Source organism: Flaviaestuariibacter flavus (assembly GCF_004337505.1).
Lineage (GTDB): Bacteria > Bacteroidota > Bacteroidia > Chitinophagales > Chitinophagaceae > Flavisolibacter > Flavisolibacter flavus.
This window is the reverse complement of the sequence record NZ_SJZI01000004.1, coordinates 1-20,077: the sequence shown is the minus strand read 5'-3', so window position 1 is coordinate 20,077 and position 20,077 is coordinate 1. Positions and strand designations below refer to the sequence as shown.

Annotated in this window: 16 protein-coding genes, 1 tRNA gene and 1 rRNA gene; 16 read left to right on the top strand and 2 right to left on the bottom strand. The window is 55.8% G+C overall.

The features are described from left to right. The first annotated feature begins 125 nt into the window (after positions 1–125). Together scpB and lysA are read left to right on the top strand one after the other, a co-directional pair. Positions 126–1,151 (top strand): SMC-Scp complex subunit ScpB, encoded by a 1,026-nt coding sequence (gene scpB / locus EPD60_RS03615; RefSeq protein ID WP_131446947.1) that lies wholly within the window; start codon positions 126–128, stop codon positions 1,149–1,151. 176 nt (positions 1,152–1,327) lie between these two features. Continuing rightward, a complete protein-coding gene (gene lysA / locus EPD60_RS03610; RefSeq protein ID WP_131446945.1) occupies positions 1,328–2,542 on the top strand; it encodes a diaminopimelate decarboxylase in 1,215 nt (404 codons plus the stop codon). 200 nt (positions 2,543–2,742) lie between these two features. Here lysA and EPD60_RS03605 read toward each other — a convergent pair whose 3' ends face one another. Beyond that, complete coding sequence (locus EPD60_RS03605) at positions 2,743–3,627, bottom strand: DUF6263 family protein (RefSeq protein ID WP_131446943.1); 885 nt, start codon at positions 3,625–3,627, stop codon at positions 2,743–2,745. A 232-nt stretch (positions 3,628–3,859) separates the two neighbouring features. Between EPD60_RS03605 and EPD60_RS03600 the strand changes: the two genes are divergently transcribed. The 11 genes from EPD60_RS03600 to EPD60_RS16815 all read left to right on the top strand — a co-directional run bounded on the left by EPD60_RS03600 (position 3,860) and on the right by EPD60_RS16815 (position 13,679). Beyond that, a complete protein-coding gene (locus EPD60_RS03600; RefSeq protein WP_131446941.1) occupies positions 3,860–4,342 on the top strand; it encodes a PaaI family thioesterase in 483 nt (160 codons plus the stop codon). A gap of 62 nt (positions 4,343–4,404) precedes the next feature. Further along, positions 4,405–5,805 (top strand): MBL fold metallo-hydrolase RNA specificity domain-containing protein, encoded by a 1,401-nt coding sequence (locus EPD60_RS03595; protein ID WP_131446939.1) that lies wholly within the window; start codon positions 4,405–4,407, stop codon positions 5,803–5,805. 159 nt (positions 5,806–5,964) lie between these two features. After that, on the top strand, positions 5,965–6,552 hold the full coding sequence (locus EPD60_RS03590) for a DUF4136 domain-containing protein (RefSeq protein WP_131446937.1): 588 nt from the start codon (positions 5,965–5,967) through the stop codon (positions 6,550–6,552). Between the two features lie 128 nt (positions 6,553–6,680). Further along, a tRNA-Glu gene (locus tag EPD60_RS03585) sits at positions 6,681–6,752 on the top strand. A 386-nt stretch (positions 6,753–7,138) separates the two neighbouring features. Next, positions 7,139–8,149, top strand: coding sequence for a type I glyceraldehyde-3-phosphate dehydrogenase (gene gap, locus EPD60_RS03580; protein ID WP_131446935.1), 1,011 nt, complete (start codon positions 7,139–7,141; stop codon positions 8,147–8,149). A gap of 91 nt (positions 8,150–8,240) precedes the next feature. Continuing rightward, positions 8,241–9,434, top strand: a complete 1,194-nt coding sequence (locus EPD60_RS03575; RefSeq protein ID WP_131446933.1) for a phosphoglycerate kinase — start codon at positions 8,241–8,243, stop codon at positions 9,432–9,434. Between the two features lie 319 nt (positions 9,435–9,753). Then, complete coding sequence (locus tag EPD60_RS03570) at positions 9,754–10,410, top strand: LemA family protein (RefSeq protein ID WP_207896534.1); 657 nt, start codon at positions 9,754–9,756, stop codon at positions 10,408–10,410. A gap of 2 nt (positions 10,411–10,412) precedes the next feature. Further along, complete coding sequence (locus EPD60_RS03565; protein ID WP_131446931.1) at positions 10,413–10,874, top strand: TPM domain-containing protein; 462 nt, start codon at positions 10,413–10,415, stop codon at positions 10,872–10,874. Between the two features lie 3 nt (positions 10,875–10,877). Next, entirely contained in the window at positions 10,878–11,705 is an 828-nt protein-coding gene (locus tag EPD60_RS03560) for a TPM domain-containing protein (protein ID WP_131446929.1), read from the top strand. 865 nt (positions 11,706–12,570) lie between these two features. After that, positions 12,571–12,999, top strand: coding sequence for a hypothetical protein (locus EPD60_RS03555; protein ID WP_131446927.1), 429 nt, complete (start codon positions 12,571–12,573; stop codon positions 12,997–12,999). A gap of 506 nt (positions 13,000–13,505) precedes the next feature. Continuing rightward, positions 13,506–13,679: a hypothetical protein gene (locus EPD60_RS16815; RefSeq protein WP_207896533.1), complete on the top strand. Its 174-nt coding sequence runs from the start codon at positions 13,506–13,508 to the stop codon at positions 13,677–13,679. Between the two features lie 131 nt (positions 13,680–13,810). On the opposite strand, the gene EPD60_RS03550 is transcribed toward EPD60_RS16815, so the two are convergent. Then, a complete protein-coding gene (locus EPD60_RS03550) occupies positions 13,811–16,279 on the bottom strand; it encodes a M1 family aminopeptidase (RefSeq protein ID WP_131446925.1) in 2,469 nt (822 codons plus the stop codon). Between the two features lie 133 nt (positions 16,280–16,412). Here EPD60_RS03550 and EPD60_RS03545 point away from each other — a divergent pair, with 133 nt between their 5' ends. The 3 genes from EPD60_RS03545 to EPD60_RS03535 form a co-directional block, all read left to right on the top strand. Further along, on the top strand, positions 16,413–17,660 hold the full coding sequence (locus tag EPD60_RS03545; protein WP_131446923.1) for a hypothetical protein: 1,248 nt from the start codon (positions 16,413–16,415) through the stop codon (positions 17,658–17,660). A 2-nt stretch (positions 17,661–17,662) separates the two neighbouring features. Continuing rightward, positions 17,663–18,400 carry a tRNA pseudouridine(38-40) synthase TruA gene (truA, locus tag EPD60_RS03540; RefSeq protein ID WP_131446921.1) on the top strand — a complete coding sequence of 246 codons (738 nt, stop codon included), beginning with the start codon at positions 17,663–17,665 and terminating at the stop codon, positions 18,398–18,400. Between the two features lie 760 nt (positions 18,401–19,160). After that, a 16S ribosomal RNA gene (locus tag EPD60_RS03535) occupies positions 19,161–20,077 on the top strand; the annotation flags it as partial.

Genomic DNA, 20,077 nt, shown 5'->3' with positions numbered 1-20,077 from the left:
TTCCAGTTGGCGTTGCAGCGCCGTTGCGCCGCGGCGCGCAAAGGCCGCCTGCGGCCCCTACACCCACTTTTCAGAAAATAGCTACTTTAGCAGCCCGTTTCAACAGAAACGGGCTTTTCGTTACTATGGAAATCTCAAGCCTTATCCCGCATATCGAGTCGCTGATTTTCGCTTCCGACAAGCCCCTGACCCCGGCGGAGCTGACCGAGCTGATCAACCAGGCCTTCGGCTTCATGGAAGACAAGGTGCTGGAAGAGCAGGTGCAGGCGGCCCTCGAAGGCATCGTGGAGAAATACAGCTCGGAGTTCTACCCCTTCGAGGTGCGTATGAGCGGCGGTGGCTGGCAGTTCCTTACAAAAAAGGAATTTCATAAAACGGTGGCCCAGCTCAATGGCGAGAAATTCCTGAAACGCTTGTCGGCCGCCGCACTGGAAACCCTGGCCATCATCGCCTACAAGCAGCCCATTACCAAGGGCGAAATCGAGGCCATCCGCGGTGTCTCGTCCGACTACAGCGTGCAGAAGCTGCTGGAAAAAGAGCTGATCATCATTTCGGGCCGCAACGAAAAAATGCCGGGACACCCCCTGGTATATGCTACCTCTAAAGGATTCATGGACTACTTCGGCATCAACTCCGCCGAAGACCTTCCCAAGATCAAGGAAGTGCTGGCCGACCAGGTAGTGCAGGGCACCCTGGTGAACCCCGAGGACTTCCAGACCTCAGGGCTGCTGGTGACCGATGACGGCGAGCTTATCGAAGAGCAGGGGATGACCGGCTCCACGGCCGAAGCCGGGCCCGTGCAGACCATTGTAAACGGCCGGGTGGTGGATCCCGAAACAGGCGAGGTGACCGGAGCGGCCCAGGAAGAAGCAGGTGAAGACGACGTTGCGGGCGGCGATGAGCCTGCTGACAGCAATGACGACTCCGATGCGGAGCCGGGCATGGAGGAAGAAACCGAGCTCAGTGAAGCCGATTTCCCCGAGGAAGAACAGGAAGAAATCCGCATCGGCGAAACTTCCGACGAGATTGAATTCACTCCCGACGAACTCGATGAGAGCGCGGGCGACAGCGCGCGTTCCGCCAGCCAGGAGGAAGACCCGCTGGCCGACGACGATTCACCGTCCGACAAGGATACCCCCGACGCGCCTTAAGGGTGAAGAAGTTGAATTCCTGTTTGGAGGCCCAGGAAAAGAAGTCAAATAAGCAATACGCTAAGTTTTTGCGAGGCCCCGCCGCAGGCGGGGCTTTTTCAATTGTAAACCTTAGCGAAACCCTTAGCTTCTTCTTTTCTTCGCGGTGAAAAACCCTTCTTTACCTTTGCCTCCTTATGTCCCAATCCCTTTCCCGCGAGCAGCTGCTAAGCCTCGCCCAAGAATTCGGTACGCCGCTTTACGTGTACCATGCCGAAAAGATCAAGGAGCAGTACGAGACGCTTTCGGGCGCCTTTTCCGCTATTAAGGCCCGTTTTTTCTTCGCCTGCAAGGCGCTCACCAATATCAATATTCTTAAATACATCAACAGCCTTGGGGCAGGGCTCGACTGCGTGTCGATCTACGAGGTGCGCATCGGTCTTATGGCCGGCTTCACGCCCGACCGCATCCTGTTTACCCCCAACTGTGTTGACTTTGACGAGATCGACGCGGGCCGAGCCCTGGGCGTGACGCTCAACATTGACAATATTTCGATCCTCGAGCAGTTCGGCAACCGCTACGGCGGCTCTTACCCGATCTGCATCCGCATCAACCCGCACATCATGGGCGGCGGCAACTATAAGATTTCTACCGGTCATGTGGATTCCAAGTTCGGCATCTCCGTACACCAGATGCGCCACATCGAGCGGGTGGTAAAAACTACCGGCCTCAACGTGAAGGGCCTCCACATGCACACGGGTTCCGATATCAAGGATGTGAACGTGTTCCTGGCCGGCCTCGAAGTGATGTTTGAAATGACAGCGCATTTCCCCAACCTGGAGTTCGTCGATCTCGGGTCGGGCTTTAAAGTGCCCTACCACGAGGACGATGTGCGCACCGACGTGGTGGCACTCGGCAAAAAGGTGGCGGAGGCATTTGCACAGTTTAAAGCCGAATCCGGCAGGGACCTGGAAGTGTGGTTTGAGCCCGGCAAGTTCATCGTCAGCGAGGCCGGCTATTTTATTGTAAAGACCAACGTGGTGAAGACGACGACCGCTACCGTATTCGCGGGCGTCAACAGCGGCTTCAACCACCTCATCCGCCCGATGATGTATGAGGCCTACCACCGCATCGGCAACCTGAGCAACCCCGATGGTCCTTCCCGTATTTATACGGTAGTGGGGCATATCTGCGAAACCGACACCTTCGCCTGGGATCGCACGCTTCCCGAGATCCGCGAAGGCGACCTGCTGGTGTTTTACAATGCCGGCGCCTATGGCTTCGAGATGTCGTCCAACTTCAACTCGCGCCTCAAGCCCGCCGAAGTGCTGGTGCTCAACGGCAAGCCGCTCCTGATCCGCCGCCGCCAGGAATTCGAGGACCTGCTCCGCGACCAGATTGACGTGCTGTAAGAATATCGAATAACGAATATTGAATAACGAATATCGGGGAAGGGGAAATATTCAATAATCAATGTTCAATGCTCAGGTCACAAGGTTTGGGTCGGCTCATTTGAAAATTGGATATTGAACATGAAACATGCAAAAACCCGCCGTCAGGCGGGTTTTTGCGATTTCAGATTTCGATATTCCTTGATCGATATTCGAAATTCTTACAGGGCTTTCACTGTCACCGTCGTATTCGTGGTCGACGTTACCGGGATGGTCATGCCCTGTACTTCTACGTTGCCTTCTGTTTTGGAAACGCCGGTGAGCGTGCGCACCACGCCGGTCTTGCGGTCAACGATCACGGTGCCGCTGCCTTTCTCGGTCATATCGATCTGGGCATTCTGGCCCATCATCGCCATCTCTTTGTTGATCTTGGTTTCGGAAGTGTATTCAACCGTAATACCTTCGGCACTGATCGCTGTGATCTTGTAAGTGCGCTTGTTGTCGGCGCCGTCCTTTTTAACGGCGTCGGTCCAGGTTTCACCTACACCTACTTCCTTGTCGGAAGGCAACACGCTGAAGAACGATTTGTCACCGGCCTTGGGAAGGGTGCTGCCGCCGGCGCCCATCTGCTGCATCATCATCGCGGCCATGCCGTCGTCTTCCGCGCCCTTCTTGCCGTTCGGGTTGTCGTCGTCGGGCTTTACGCTGGTTACTTTACCAAAAGCATCCACCATCATGGTGTATTTGTTCTTCAGTACTTTCTTGTCGATCATCCGTCCCATCTCACCCTTGCGGTCGGCTTCGTTCTCTGAGTCGTAGCTCATAGACTGGCCCGGGCCACCTTCCGACATCACCTCGAAGCGCTTCACTTTATGCTCGATTGTGATGCCGTTGGCACCTGCGTCCTGCACGTCGTATACCTGGGTGAAGGTGCTGTTGGAGCTGACCTCCATCGACTGGCCCATCACTTCCTGTGTTGCGTTGGTCTTGGTTTCGGATACGACCTCGAATTTCTGTCCTTTAGACAGGTTAAGCTTGCCGTTTACTTTTTGTGCGAACCCGTTGAGGCTAAGTGCCAGGGCGCCGAAAAGAAGTGCCTTTTTCATTGTTGAGGGGTTGAGTTGTTGTTTAGTGAGGACAAATATTGACATTTTCCCGACACTCAGACGACAAGTTACACCAAAGCGGTTGCAGGCGGTACGAAAACGCCAACCGCCTATATCAAGTGCGCTCTGGCCGGTGCAACCAAAAATGCCCGCCGCGTCCTAACTTGTTCCGGATTCGTTCCGGCGGGCACCTGCCAGGATATTCCGAAACCATCAGAATTATTTCAGCATCATGAACGAGATCGCCGCCTTCCAACGCCTTGCCCTGAACCCGGTGAAGTTCCGCGCCTTCCTGCTGGCAAAGCTGCCTTCGGCCTTTTTCGCCGGGCTCCGCGTGGAGGCACTCACCGAGCGCGAATGCACGGTGATGGTGCCCTTCAAATGGTTTACACAGAACCCCTTCCGGTCTACGTATTTCGCCTGTCTCGCCATGGCCGCCGAGCTGAGCACCGGCGCACTGTGTATGCAGTTCCTCTGGAAGCGGCAACCTGCCGTGTCGATGCTGGTAACCGGTACCGAGGCCCGCTTTTTCCGGAAAGCCACCGGGAAGACCTATTTTACCTGTGCTGACGGGCCGGCGATCCACACCGCTATCGGGCGGGCGATCGCAACCGGGGAGGGGCAGACCGTGGTCGCCCGCAGCACCGGCCGCAATACCGCCGGTGAGACCGTAGCCGAATTCAATTTTACCTGGAGCTTCAAGGCGAAAAGCTGAGCGGAACCGGGGGCAAGACGTTTGCATAACGGATATCTATTGATCATCTAACCCCATCATTCATGAAGATTGCATTCCACGGCGCCGCGCGCACCGTTACCGGCTCCAAGCACCTGCTGACGCTTTCCAGCGGGAAAAAGATCCTGCTCGACTGCGGCCTCTTCCAGGGCATGGGCCGCGACACCGACGCCCTCAACCGTACCTGGGGCTTCGACCCGGCATCTGTTGACGCGCTCATTTTGTCGCATGCCCATATCGACCACTCCGGGCTGATCCCGAAGCTGGTCAAGGAGGGCTTTGCCGGACGCGTTTTCTGCACCGACGCCACCGCGGCGCTTGCCCAGCTGCTGCTCGAAGACTCGGCCAATATCCAGGAGAACGACGCAAGGGCGCACAACAAAAGCAGCAAGGTGCAGGGCAAGCCGCTCCAGGAACCGCTCTATACCATGGACGATGCCCGCGCCTGCTTCGATCGCTTCGAAGAGCGCAGCTACGACGACTGGTTCCCGGTAATGGAAGGGGTGGAATGTTTGTTTACCGATGCCGGGCACATCCTTGGCTCCGCCTGTGTGCACCTCCGCATCCGCGAAAAGGGACGTACCTACCGCCTGAGCTTCAGCGGCGACCTCGGGCGCTACCGCGACGTCATCCTGCGCTCGCCGGCGCCGTTCGACCAGGCCGACTGCATCCTGCTGGAGTCGACCTACGGCGACAAGCTGCACGAGAACGTGGCCACCTCGACCGACCAGCTGCTGCACTGGATCCGGCACACCTGCCTCGAAAAAGGAGGGAAGCTCATCGTGCCCGCCTTCAGCCTCGGCCGCACCCAGGAAATTCTCTATGCCCTCAATCACCTGGAGCTGGAAGGCCGCCTGCCCGCGGTGGATTTTTTTGTGGACAGCCCGCTGAGCACCGACATCACCCGGGTGATCAAGCAATTCCCGCAGTATTTTAACAAGACGATCCAGAAGGTGATGCAGACCGACGACGACCCCTTTCATTTCAGGGGGCTGCATTTTGTGAAGACCGTGGAGGAGTCGAAGGCGCTCAACTACCGCGATTCGCCCTGCGTGATCATATCGGCTTCCGGTATGGCCGAAGCCGGAAGGGTAAAGCACCATATTTCCAATACGATCGAGAACACGCATAATACCATCCTGATGACTGGTTATTGCGAGCCGAATTCGCTTGGTGGCCGCCTGATGGCGGGAGAGAAGGAGGTGGGCATTTACGGTGTGCGCCACGAGGTGCATGCCGAGGTGGCTTCGATCCGCAGCATGAGCGCCCACGGCGACTATGAAGACCTGAGCCAGTGGCTGTCCGGCCAGGATCCGCGCGCCGTGGAAAAGCTGTTCCTCGTGCACGGCGAGTACGAGGTGCAGCAGGAATTCAAGCGCCGCCTCGTTGCCAAGGGCTTCCGCGACGTGGAGATCCCGGCGCGGCATTACGAAATGGGGCTATAGATCTCCTGATCCCGGATCTCCGGATCCAGGCGTCGGCGACTGCAGGCAGGTCCGAGATAACAAGATCGGAGATCCGAGATTTTTTCACAGTTTGTTGCACAACAACGCATCCTTTTTGCCGTCTAAAGGTTGAGCTAAAAAGCAAAAGGAGCTTAACCTATGAAGTATGCAGGAACCCTTGGCATGCTGATCCTGCCGGCCTTTTTTCTGGCAAGTTGCGGCAGCGTGGCGCATGTGGAGAAAGATCCGGCGGTAGACCTCGACCGCTACCATTCATTTGCCTGGGTGGATACCCGGGCGAGCCAGAACGATACGGTGAAGACGCCCGTGTCGGACCTTACGGAGCGCAATATCATCGCCGCCGTGAACGAGGAGCTGAAGAAGCAGGGCTTGACGGAAAGCAAAGCGCGCCCCGACGTATTGCTGACCTATGATGTGCTGGTTGAAAAGACAATCCGCCAGCAGGACAACCCCGTGTATTCGCAATCGTTTACCCGCTGGTATTACAATCCCTACACCCGTCGCTATGTGCCGGTATATTATCCCTCGCAATTCATGGGGTATGATCGCGAGCAGTTTGATGTGCGTGAAGGAACGGTAACCGTCCGGATGATCGATGCGAAAACCGACAAGACCGTCTGGGAGGGCTGGACCACAAGGGATGTGAATGCCCGCAACCTGACCAGCAAGGAAGTGCAGTCGGCAGTGCGCAGCATCTTCCGCAAATTCGATGTGGCGAGCCGCTGACGAAGGTTGCAACTGAATTGATGCATGATCCCGGCCCGGCGCCGGGATTTTTTTTAAATTTTTTTTGGAGAAATGATTGACACTCCTATCTTTGCACTCCCGAAAACAACGGGACAGTTCTTAAAAATGCCGCGTTCGTCTAAGGGCTAGGACACCTCCCTTTCACGGAGGCGATACGGGTTCGAATCCCGTACGCGGTACAGAAGCCCCTGCAGCAATGCGGGGGCTTTTTTGTGCCCCTGCATTAAGGATTGCTTAAGGCATCTGCTGCGGTACCACTTCAGGTCTGTGCCTGCCACGGTTTCAGCGAACTTCCTCATTCACATGAACCGTTGACTTAACTACCTGTACGTTCTGCAATTCGTGCCGGGTATCGTCGAGACCGGCGCCTCGCTGACGCCAAAAACACACCCGGCCAAACAGCGGACCGGGCACCGCCTCCGCCACACACATCACCGGATGGCGCGATAAAGCCTCCTTTGGGCACGGGGGGCTGTTCCGCTTTATTCTGCCTTAACTGTACCCTTCCCTTTTCCGGCAATCCTTTACCTTCGCCCCGCATTATTCATCTAAAAAACTACTCGATATGTCAGTTAAAGTTGCCATCAATGGTTTTGGACGCATCGGCCGCCTGGTGTTCCGCCAGATCCACAATATGGAAGGCATCGACGTCGTAGCCATCAACGACCTCACCAGCCCCGCCGTGCTGGCGCACCTGCTTAAGTATGATTCGGCCCAGGGCCGTTTCAACGAAGACGTGAAGGCCACCGACAACGCCATCGTGGTCAATGGCAACGAGATCAAGATCTACGCGCAGAAAGACCCCGCACAGATTCCCTGGGGTACGCACGACGTGGACGTGGTGATTGAATCCACCGGTTTCTTTACCGATAAAGACAAGGCCCAGGCCCACATCACCGCCGGCGCCAAGCGCGTGGTGATCTCGGCGCCCGCCACCGGCGACCTGAAGACCGTCGTGTTCAACGTGAACCACGCCATCCTCGACGGCTCCGAGACCATCATCTCCTGCGCTTCCTGCACCACCAACTGCCTCGCCCCGATGGCCAAGGTGCTGCAAGACAACTACGGTATCCAGACAGGCTTCATGACCACCATCCATGCCTATACCAACGACCAGAACACCCTCGACGCCCCGCACCCGAAAGGTGACCTGCGCCGCGCCCGCGCCGCTGCCGCCAATATCGTTCCCAACAGCACCGGCGCCGCCAAGGCCATCGGCCTCGTGCTCCCCGAGCTGAAAGGCAAGCTGGACGGCACTGCCCAGCGCGTGCCTACGATCACCGGCTCGCTCACCGAGCTCGTGTCGATCCTGGACAAGAAGGTAACCGTCGAGGAGATCAACGCCGCCATGAAGGCCGCCGCAAACGAAAGCTTCGGCTACACCGAAGACGAGATCACGTCTACCGATATCATCGGCATTCACTTCGGATCGCTCTTCGATGCTACCCAAACCAAGGTGATCGCCAACGGCGAGGCGCAACTGGTGAAGACGGTGAGCTGGTACGACAACGAGATGAGCTACGTATCGCAGCTCGTGCGCACGGTGAAGCACTTCGCAGGCCTCATCAACAAGTAAGAAGAACCACGAATGATAAAGCCGCTCCACGGGAGCGGCTTTTTTGTTGCGGCCGTCCTTACATTTGAAGCGCATTAATGCACCCTTTGTTATGGCTAATTTTTCCTCGTATAATTTCTCGGGCAGGAAAGCCCTGATCCGTGTGGATTTCAACGTGCCGCTCGATGCGTCGTACGCGATCACCGACGACACCCGCATCCGCGCTACCCTGCCCACGATCCGGAAAGTGCTGCAGGACGGCGGCTCGGTGATCCTGATGTCGCACCTCGGGCGCCCCAAGGATGGCCCCACCGAAAAATACTCGCTGAAGCATGTAGTGGCGCACCTTTCTGAATTGCTGGGAACACCGGTGCAGTTCGCCGCCGATTGCATCGGCGAGGAAGCCGCACAAATGGCTGCCGCGCTGAAACCCGGCGAAGTGCTCCTGCTGGAGAACCTGCGTTTTTATAAAGAAGAGGAAAAAGGCGACAAAGAATTCGCACAGAAGCTTGCCCGGCTGGGGGATGTATATGTAAACGATGCCTTTGGCACCGCGCACCGGGCGCATGCTTCCACGGCCGTTATCGCGCAGTACTTCGATTCCGGTAACCGCCTGTTCGGTACGGTGATGGAAGGGGAGGTGGCCAGTGCCGAAAAGGTGCTCCACAGCTCGCAGAAGCCCTTCACCGCCATCATCGGCGGCGCCAAGGTGAGCGACAAGATCATGATCATCGAAAACCTGCTGGAGCGCGCAACCGATATCATCATCGGCGGGGGCATGGCCTATACCTTCTACAAAGCCATGGACGGCCACATCGGCAGCTCGCTCTGCGAGAATGACCGCCTCGATACGGCGCGTGAACTGCTGAAGAAGGCTGAAGAGAAAGGCGTGACGATCCACCTCCCGCCCGACTCGATCATCGCCGACCGCTTTGCCGCCGACGCCGATATTTCTTCTTCCCTGAGCAACAATATTCCCGAAGGCTGGATGGGCCTCGATATCGGCCCGCTTGCCTGCGATATGTTCACCAAGGTGCTCCACGACTCGAAGACCATTCTCTGGAACGGCCCTATGGGCGTTTTCGAAATGGAAAAGTTCCAGCACGGCACCAAGGCAATCGCCAAGGCGGTTGCCGAGGCCACGCAGAAAGGCGCCTTCTCACTCGTGGGCGGCGGAGACTCGGTGTCGGCGGTGAACCAGTTTGGCTACCACGATAAAGTAAGCTATGTATCCACCGGCGGCGGCGCCATGCTCGAATATTTCGAAGGCAAGGAGCTGCCGGGGATCGCGGCGGTGAAAGCGTGAATCGTGAATCGACAAAGCCTCGCTGTGCGAGGCTTTGTCGTCATTGCGAGCGTAGCGAAGCAAACTCCGGATTTACGCAGGGTGGTCGTAGTCAAAGAAGTTTTCGGGCTGATGTTTTCTCCGGCTTCGATCGGTCTTCTGGTTGTGGAGTTTGCTTCGCTTCGCTCGCAATGACCGCTTCGCTGTCGGCTTCGCCTACCAATCGCCGGCACCAGCCATTCACGATTCACGACCTGGGCTCTGCTATTCTGGCAGCCAATTCTACATGGTGTGCATTTTGCTGCATTCCGTTAACTTTAAAAACTAAATAGAAAGTTCAATGAGACGCTCAATGCCTTTGCTGATCATCCTCGGTATCCTGGTCATCCTGCTTTTCTGGGGATGTGGCCAATACAACGGCCTCGTGGTCAAGGACGAGAACGTGAAGAAGGTTTGGAATAACGTACAGACACAATACCAGCGCCGCGCCGACCTCATTCCCAACCTGGTGCGCACGGTGCAGGGGGAAGCCAACTTCGAGCGCGGAACGCTTAACGACGTAATCAACGCCCGCGCCCGCGCGACGTCGATGCAGGTGTCTCCCGAAAACCTGACTCCCGAAAACATCGAGCGCTTCCAGCAGGCGCAGAACCAGCTCTCCGGCGCCCTCAGCCGCCTGCTGGTAACGGTGGAGCAATATCCCAACCTGCGCGCCAACGAAGCCTTCCGCGGCCTCCAGGCGCAGCTGGAAGGAACGGAAAACCGCATCGCTACCGCGCGCAACGATTTCAACGATGCGGTACAGGACTATAACCAGAGTGTACGCCGCTTCCCGGCCGCCATGTTTGCCGGTGCGATGGGCTTCCATCCCCGCCAGGGCTTCACCGCCGATCCCGGCGCACAGAATGCCCCGCGTGTCGACTTCGATAACGGCGCTACCTCCGCCCCGCGAACCGCGCCGGCCCCGCAGGTGCAAATGGATTCCGTTAAGCGATAGTTATGCGCATCTTCCCCTGGCAGAAATCCAAAGAGTTTTTTAGCCCCGACCAACAGGCCCGCCTGGTGGCTGCCATCCGTGCCGCGGAGCAGCGCACCAGCGGGGAGGTGCGGGTGTATGTGGAAAGTCATTGCAAATTCGTTGATGCGATCGACCGTGCCCGTGAGCTCTTTTTCGAGCTGGGAATGGAACGCACCGAAGCGCGCAATGCCACCCTGCTCTATGTGGCCGTCACCGACCACCAGGCTGCCGTTTTCGGCGACGAAGGTATCCATCGCAAGGTGGGGCAGCAATATTGGCAGGAAACCGTGGCGGGCATGCTCCATGAATTTCGCCATGAGCACCTCGTGGAAGGCATGTGCCTCGGCATCGCCCGCTTGGGCGAAGCCCTCCACCATTTCTTCCCCTACGATCACGAAACGGACAAGAACGAGCTCCCGGACGATATCGTGTTTGGAAAATAACGGATGAAAAAACTGATCCTGTTCCTTTGCTGCGTCCTCCTGGTCGCCGGGGCCTCCGCCCAGGGTGTGAAAGACTTCGTGTCGAAGAACTACCCGCGCTCTATGCCCCCGCGCCTGGTCAACGACTTCGCCCATGTGCTTACGCCCGAGCAGGTGCGTTCGCTGGAGGAGAAGCTGCTCACCTATGCCGACAGTACCACCACCCAGATAGCGGTGATCACCATCCCCTCGCTCGGCGACTACGAAGTAAGCGAGGTGGCGCTGCAGTTTCTGCGGCAGTGGGGTGTGGGCAACAAAGAAAAAGACAATGGCATCGTGGTGCTTGCCGCTATCGAAGACCGGAAGATCAATATCCAGACGGGCTACGGGATGGAAGGCGCCGTGCCCGACATCACCGCCAAGTCTATCATCGACCACGATATTGTGCCGGCTTTCAAGGAAGGCAACTATTACCGCGGCTTCGACGGCGCCACCACCTCGCTTATCAAGGCGGCGGCGGGCGAGTACAAGGCTCCCGAGGGCTATTCCGCGCGTGAGCGAAGCAGCGGGCGCGGCGGTGGCGGCTTCCCGATCGGGATTATCATTTTCATCATTATCATTATTCTCTTCAGCCGCGGCGGCGGTGGCGGCCGGGGCGGCGGCTATATGTCGCGCAGGGGTTACCGGGGCGGAAGCCTTGGCGGCTCGATCCTTGGCGGTATGCTGGGTGGCGCCCTCGGTGGCGGCGGCGGCTTTGGTGGTGGCGGAGGCGGATTTGGCGGCGGCGGTGGCGGCTTCGGTGGCTTCGGCGGCGGCTCCGGCGGCGGAGGCGGCGCCAGCGGAAGCTGGTAAAGAATATTGAATATCGATTAACGAATAACGAATAACGAAGAGGCCTCGCAGTGCGGGGCCTTTCCATTGTTGCTTTTCCCGGTCTTATCTAATAGGCAGGAGGTCAGCGTGCATATTCAGGAAATTTTGTTGTCACGCTTATTCGACTATGCGCCCATCTTCAATAAACGCCCGTGGGATTGTATCGAAGATCGTAGTAGCATAATTTAGTTTCGAATCTCTGAGTTTACTGTCATAAAACATGATGCAGTTGCCGGGGTCGGAGCTTGAAAAATTAATAAGAAAATATCGACCAGGTCGCACGTCGAAATCTTTATGTGTAGCTTGATGTGCTTCGTAAGTCTTATTCATAAACCGGAAAACAAAATGCCAGTGATGCCCATTCGTAAGTGATCCGGTTTTCTTTGTAATCCTTGCGAAAGTGTACCTCCCATCTTTGTCTCTTTTGACTTTACGGAGATTTCGAAACAAGATGGTGCTGCCAAATAAGAGTAGGGCAAAAGCCAGTAATTGTAAGACTGTCTTTCCATTTTTACTCATCGCCCTTGATTTTCAAGCAAGTTACTGACACCATCTCTTGTGGAAACAATTTCAATCTTATTATAGGTTCCAAAGTAAATGCGATCCGGTAAGTCTTTGGGAAAGGCCGAATGATATTATTAAACCGGCGAAGGAGCACTTGGTTCTTGAGATGTGACGTGACTGAATACGTCTGCAGATTCAGTGCCGATTCCTTTCACTGTGACGCAACCAACCTTTTAGAACCATTCAGAACCTTCGGTTTCCGGTAACGTTTGCATCGATTTCTTGGCGAAACCGGGCCCGGGCCCGCCTTTCTTCCTAATTTTAGTGCAAACAACACATCGTGAAAAAGCAACTCCTCCTCCTGTCCTGCGCTGCCGCCCTTACGCTCGGTGCCGCCGCGCAGTCGAATACCGCCGCAACGCCGGCCGCAGTCAAAACCGTCAGCAAAGAAGAAAAAACAAAACAAAAAGAACAGCAGGAGCACGACCTCGTGGAATCCTTCCAGGCTGCCGGCCTTTCCGAGGCACAGGTGCAAAGCGCACGCGGCGTACTGGAAGCCGCCAGCAACGCCAGCCGCGAGCTGAAGGCAAATGCTTCCCTCTCCGAGGAGCAAAAGGCGGAAGCCAAGCAAAAGATCAACGCCGAAAAGAACGCCAAGCTGAAAGAAGTAATGGGCGCCGAAGGCTACAAGAAGTGGAATGAAACCCGCAAGCAGCAAAAGGCCCGCGCCGAAGCTGCTGCCGGCGGCAAAGCCGATGGCGGCCGCTAAATGCGTTCCCATGGTAAATGATTGAGCCCTGCCAGCCCTGGCGGGGCTTTCTTTTATTCTATAATCATGTTTTCTGCGATCCTTCGGCTGGTGTGCCACAGACATGGAGGTAAGAGCAAATGATCACAGAACAAATGAATACATGATCAAATGAACCGATCTACATCATGTAATCATTTGCTCATGTATTCTGTGATCATTTGCTCTTCGATCCCTTCCGCGAAACGGCGCCCGGCCATTCGGACGCGGGAGAATGCTGAATACATGATCACAGAACAAATGAATACATGATCAAATGAACAGATCTACATCATGTAATCATTTGCTCATGTAATCTGTGATCATTTGCTCTGCGATCGCTCAGCGCTCATCGCGATGCGCAACATCAGAATGACGGTGCATCGAGCCCGTTGTCATCATTGCAGGATTTTAGCTGGAGTGATATTGGACCGAAAATGCAGCCCGCCCTTGACTTACATGAAAAGGCTGAGCGATTGAAAAAGGAAATGGAGATCGCTTATCGTGAGCGTGATCTCCTGATGGGCGATATCGATGGCATCATTGCCAGTAGCCGCGATGTATTGAAAGGCGTTCACAAGAAAAACCCGAAGCGCCTCGGCGAATGGGGCTTCACGGTAGACGATACGCCGAAACAAAAGAAAAGCACGATCACACAATAAAAAAAGCGCCCCGCATTGCGGGGCGCTTTTTTGTCTCAGACCTCAGATGTCAGATCTGAGATCTTTGCAGACTAATGCCGAGTGTCAACAATCCGGCGTAAGCCCGATCAAACATCTGAGATCTGACATTCCTAGAACTGTTTCTTCGCGAGCTGCTGCTGCACGTAATCGGCATTGGCTTTACGTCCGGCAGCTTCCTGCTTTTGCTGAATGCCCTTGAGGATGCCCTCGATATAGGGACCCACCTGGCTGCGGTAGGCTTCGGGAACCTGGCCGGCAAACTTCATGATGGCGTCGGTGCCGCGCTGGAAGAGCGTTGCATCGCTTACACGCGCAAGCGCATCGCCTACCTGGCTGAGGAGCTCGAACTTCTGCTGGCTGAGCCCCATATTCTCGAAGTTCTCGATGATGTTGGCCGCGGCGCCCACGTCGCCCGACTGGATCAGGATCCGGGTGGAGATGGCGTTCAGCTTGCCCTTCGTTTTGGTGCGGGCGATCTTTTTGGCTTCTTCCAGCGCGCTGGCGCTGTCGACCTTGCTCAGCGCTTCGAGGGCGTTGCCTGAAACGGTGTAGGATGAATCGCCAACGTTGGCGCGGAAGATCGGCACGTATTGCTTGTTGCGGTACTCGCCCAGCTTCTGGATAGCAGCGGCTTTCACGCCACGGCTCTTGTCGTTGGCGGCAAGGCGGGCGAGGGTGGCTTCGGCTTCCTCCTTCATTACGGCCTTGCGCAGGTCCACGCGGCTCACCGCGTAGGCACGGAGGCCTTCATATTTGTCGTCGAGGGCCTTGATCATCAGGGCGCGGGCAGCGGCTTCATCCTGGCGGCGTGCGGCGGCGTCGATGGCCTCACGGCGGTCGACATATTTGCCGGCATACTGGTATTGGTGCGCGTACTCGGCCAGTGTCTTGTTCTCGGTGCGCGTAGCCAGCAGCACCTTGTCGCCGTCGAAGTTCACGAGGTCGGGACGGGTAGGCGCTGCAAACGTGAAGGAGTCGGACTTGCCGGTGACCCATACATTGTAGCGGCTGCGGTTAGCGCCATTATATACGTCGATGGCCACGGGCAGCTGGAACATTTTGTCCTGCTTTTGCGTAACCACTACTTTCACCTGCTTCGAAGCTTCGTCGTAGCTGTAGTTCACATCCAGCTTCGGGTGCCCGCTGCCGTAGTACCACTGGTTCCAGAACCAGTTGAGGTCTTTGCCGGTCACTTCTTCAAAAGCAAGGCGCAGTTGCTGCGCTTCGGCGCTCCTGAACTTGTTGGTGCTCAGGTACCCGTTGAGGGCTTTGAAGAAAGCGCTGTCGCCAACGAAGTTGCGCAGCATGTGCAGGATGCGGCCGCCCTTGTTGTAGCTCACCGCGTCGAACATATCTTCCTTGTCGTTGTAGTGGAAACGAACGAGGTCTTTCTTTTCGCTGTTCGAACCGAGGTAGCCCTGCATGTCGCTCCAGTTGTGCGCGTCGGCGGCGTCCTTGCCGTGCTTGTATTCGCTCCAGAGGGTCTCGCTGTAGTTAGCGAACGATTCGTTGAGCGTGAGGTTGCTCCAGCTCTCTGCCGTTACATAGTCGCCAAACCACTGGTGAAACAGCTCGTGGGCGATGGTACCTTCCCAGCCGTTGCCGTCGGTGAGCTCGCGGGCATCCTGCTGTGCGCTCTCCTGGTGCAGGGTGGCCGTGGTGTTCTCCATGGCGCCGCTCACATAGTCGCGGCCCACGATCTGCGCGTACTTCGGCCAGGGGAAGTCAACACCCGTGATGCGGCTGAAGTAGGTCATCATTTCCGGGGTATAGCCGAAGATGCGGCGGGCAACCGGTGCGTATTCCTTCTCCACGTAGTAGCTTACTTCCTTGCCTTTCCACTGGTCTTTCACCACGGCAAAGTCGCCGGCGCCCATGAAGAAAAGGTAAGGCGCATGCGGCAGGTCCATCTTCCAGTGGTCGGTGCGGGTGCCGTCGGCATTTTTCGTTTGCTTTACCAGCAGGCCGTTCGAGAGGGTTACCCACTTGGCGGGAACCGTCATGATGGTTTCCTGGGTCGTCTTCTGGTTGGGGCGATCGATGATGGGCACCCATACCGAAGTGGCTTCGGTTTCGCCTTGTGTCCATATCTGTGTCGGCTTGCCCTTTTCTTCGCCGCGGGGGTTAATGAAATAAAGGCCTTTCGCGTCGGAGATCGCGGCGCTGCCTTTGGCTTCAAGCTCGTCGGGGCGGGCGACATAGTCTACATATATAGTATAGGTCTCCGTGTTGCGGTAGGCACGGTCGAGGCGCACCTGGAGGTTGCTGCCGTCGTACTGGTATTTCAGCGGGACGTTGGTGCTGCCGCGTACGAGCGATACACTTTTGATGTCCATCCCCTTGGCGTCGAGGCGGAGGGAGTCGGTTGCATAGAAGTGGGGGCGGAGCGTGATCCAGGCCTTTCCCTTCATTTGCGATTTTTCAAAATCGAAGCGGGCATCAACCTTGGTATGCACCAGGTCGTTGATCTTTTCGGAGGTGGCGCGGTATGGGCCGGCGGCTGGTGTTGCGCTCATCTCCTGGGCAGACGCGCCCGCGGCAAGCAGGCACAGGGCGCCCGAAAGAAAGAGATATTTCATGTGGAAGTTTTTGTGCGAGACAAAGCTAACGGAATGGGGGAGGCGTCGTAATAATTTATGCCACCGAGCCGTTCTACGGTATGAACGGGGAGAAAGCTTGTGCCTCGCGCCAAAAACAGTAATTTTGGTTACCATGAAAAAACTGCTGCTTATCATGACGCTGCTCTCCGCCACGATCGTGGCCGGTGCGCAACGCGTTTATTTTGTTTACCTCCAAACCGATAACGGCGCACCGTTTTACGTGCGCATCGGCGAAAAGGTACATTCGGCCTCAGCGGCAGGCTATGCCATTCTTTCCAACCTCAAAGACAGCAGCTATGTGCTGCAGGTGGGCTTTCCCGGCCAGACCGCCGAAAGCCGGTTTCCGGTAACGGTAGGCCACGAAGACCGGGGTTTTGTGCTCAAGCAGGTGGGCGGCGCCTGGAACCTGTTTGACCTGCAGCAGCTGACACTTATCCCCGCGCTTGCGGCAACCGGCCCCACCGATGCTGAAAACGAGGCCCTGCTGGCTGCCGCCGATCCTTTTATGCGGATGCTGGTGCAGGCAACCGATGATATGTCGCTCCTGCATGGCGGTCCTTCGGCACCCGCGCCCTCCACGATCGCGCAACTGCCTGCCCGCGATACCGGTATGACTTCCGATAACACTACTGTCACTTCTGCCATCATGCCTCCGCCGGTGAAGCCCGTCGCGGCAACGCCTGTGAACACCGTGATGGCGGCCGGGGCGCAGGTGGCGGCGCAAAAGCTGGCCAGTGCCGATACAGTGCCGGCTGCCGTTGTTCCGGCAGAGCCTGCTTTTGTACGTTCGCAGGTGACGCGCCGCTCTGAAAGCTCCACCACCGAAGGTTTCGGGCTCGTCTTTATCGACCGGCAGGAGGGAGGCTCCGATACGATCCGCCTCCTCATTCCAAACCCGAAAGTGACGGCTGCCGCACCCGTGCCCGTCGATACCGTGCTGGTCAGCGCCGGCCGTGCAGCTGATGCCGATACGGTGTTGGTCGCCACGGCGGCTGCAAAGACCGATACCATCCTGGTTGCGCGCCCGGTAACTGAAACGAAGACCGCGGCTACGACCCCGGCTGTTACCGACTGCAAAAGCATCGCCGATGAAAAAGACATGGCCAGGCTGCGCCGCAATATGGCCGCCGCCTCCGATGACGCCGAGCGGCTGAGCATTGCCCGGAAAACGTTCAAGGGCCGTTGCTTCAGCACCGCGCAGGTGCGCGAATTAGGCGGACTCTTCGGGGCGGAACTGCCGAAATACAACTTTTTCGAGGCGGCCCAAGGCCATCTGACCGATCCCGCCCAATTCACTACGCTTGGCGCCGAGCTGAAAGATCCCTATTTCAGCAAGCGTTTTCAGCAGCTCGCTAAGTAAGCATGCGTTTTTTTATTGAAGTCGCCTATAAGGGCACCCGTTACAGCGGTTTCCAGGTACAGGAAAATGCGCTGACCATCCAGTCGGAGATCGAAAAAGCCATTGCGCTTGTGCAGCGCGAGCCGATCGGGCTTACCGGCTCTTCGCGCACCGATGCCGGGGTGCATGCCCTCCAGAACTATTTTCATTTCGACTACGACCGGGAGCTGCATCCACAACTCTTATATAAGATCAATGCTATTCTGCCCGGCGATATCGTAGTGCACCGGATCATCCCGATGCAGGAAGGGGCGCATTCCCGCTTTGACGCCATAGCACGGGAGTACGAATACCGCCTTTATACGGTCAAGAACCCCTTTCTGCAGGAGACGGCGCTGTTTTACCCTTATACCTTGGACGCCGACGCCCTCGCCGAGACTGCTGCTTATATAAAGGAGCAAACCAATTTCTGGGCGTTCTCAAAAACCAATACCCAGGTAAAGAACTTTCGCTGCACCATACATATAAGTGAATGGATCCAGAGAGGAGAGGAGCGGATCTACCATGTGCAGGGAAATCGCTTCCTGCGCGGGATGGTACGCCTGCTGACGGCCACCCAACTCAAGGTAGCGCGGGGAAAACTGCCGATGAGCCAGTTCAAATCCTTCTTTACAGAAGAGCATAAATGCGGATTATCGATAGCCGCCACCGGGCTTTACCTAATAAGTGTACAGTACCCGGAAAAATACTTCCCGCGCTGAGGACGGCTTTGCGGCAGTTTTCCGATTCTTTTTCCGGAATGTTTGGCGGCAACTGCCGGGCTCCCTATCTTTGCAACCGCTTTTTGAAAGAACGGTCTCGATACTTCTCCCACACCAGTTCCTTTGACAAATTTTTAGAAGAAAACTTCAAAAAAGATTTGGAAGGGGCGCACTGGAAACCGTATCTTTGCAGCCCGCTTCGAAAGAAAGGAATAGCTCTTTAAATAGTTGGTTTTCAATCAGTTAAACGGTTCTTAACTCTGAAATTTTTTCAGAAAAAATGAAAGAAAAGTTTGGCGGGTAACACGAAGCCTTCTATCTTTGCACTCCGCTTCTGAAAAAAGCAAACAGCTCTTAAAATATTGATGATCAAAAGATTGCGAAGTTGATCGGTTCGAAAGAAAAAGAAAAACTTCAAAAATAAATTTGGTCAGAATGAAAAAGACTCCTACCTTTGCACTCCGCTTCGAAAAACGAAGCGCGGCAGACGGAAAGAGTTCTTCGAAAAAATGATGGGTGAGACGCTTGAAAGTCAGGCGGTCTGCGGTTCGAAACCGGATCACTTACGAAACAATCAGGAAGTAGCGATACGGAACGATTGAAGTTCTTTGAAAGAAAGGGAAGCAATAGCATACTATTTAGGTAGTATAAAAAATTAAGTAGGTAAGGCATTGATGGTCTGATTAACTAATAATCGACAATTAATGACTCGATCATTTTCTTGAGAAAATTTTCTAGTCAGGAAGTCAACAATTCATTTACAATGGAGAGTTTGATCCTGGCTCAGGATGAACGCTAGCGGCAGGCTTAATACATGCAAGTCGAGGGGCAGCATGGTTGTAGCAATACAACTGATGGCGACCGGCAAACGGGTGCGGAACACGTACACAACTTACCCTGAACTGGGGGATAGCCTTCCGAAAGGGAGATTAATACCTCATAGGATCGTGGAGTGGCATCACTCAGCGATTAAAGCTCCGGCGGTTTAGGATGGGTGTGCGGCTGATTAGGTAGTTGGTTGAGGTAACGGCTCACCAAGCCTGCGATCAGTAACTGGTGTGAGAGCACGACCAGTCACACGGGCACTGAGACACGGGCCCGACTCCTACGGGAGGCAGCAGTAAGGAATATTGGTCAATGGACGCAAGTCTGAACCAGCCATGCCGCGTGAAGGATGAAGGTCCTCTGGATTGTAAACTTCTTTTATAGGGGACGAAATCAACATTTCCATGTTGTCTGACGGTACCCTAGGAATAAGCACCGGCTAACTCCGTGCCAGCAGCCGCGGTAATACGGAGGGTGCAAGCGTTATCCGGATTCACTGGGTTTAAAGGGAGCGTAGGAGGGCAGGTAAGTCAGTGGTGAAATCTTTGGGCTTAACCCGAAAACTGCCATTGATACTATCTGTCTTGAATATGGTGGAGGTGAGCGGAATATGTCATGTAGCGGTGAAATGCTTAGATATGACATAGAACACCGATTGCGAAGGCAGCTCGCTACGCCTATATTGACTCTGAGGCTCGAAAGCGTGGGGATCAAACAGGATTAGATACCCTGGTAGTCCACGCCCTAAACGATGGATACTCGACGTGTGCGATATGACTGTACGCGTCTGAGCGAAAGCATTAAGTATCCCACCTGGGAAGTACGACCGCAAGGTTGAAACTCAAAGGAATT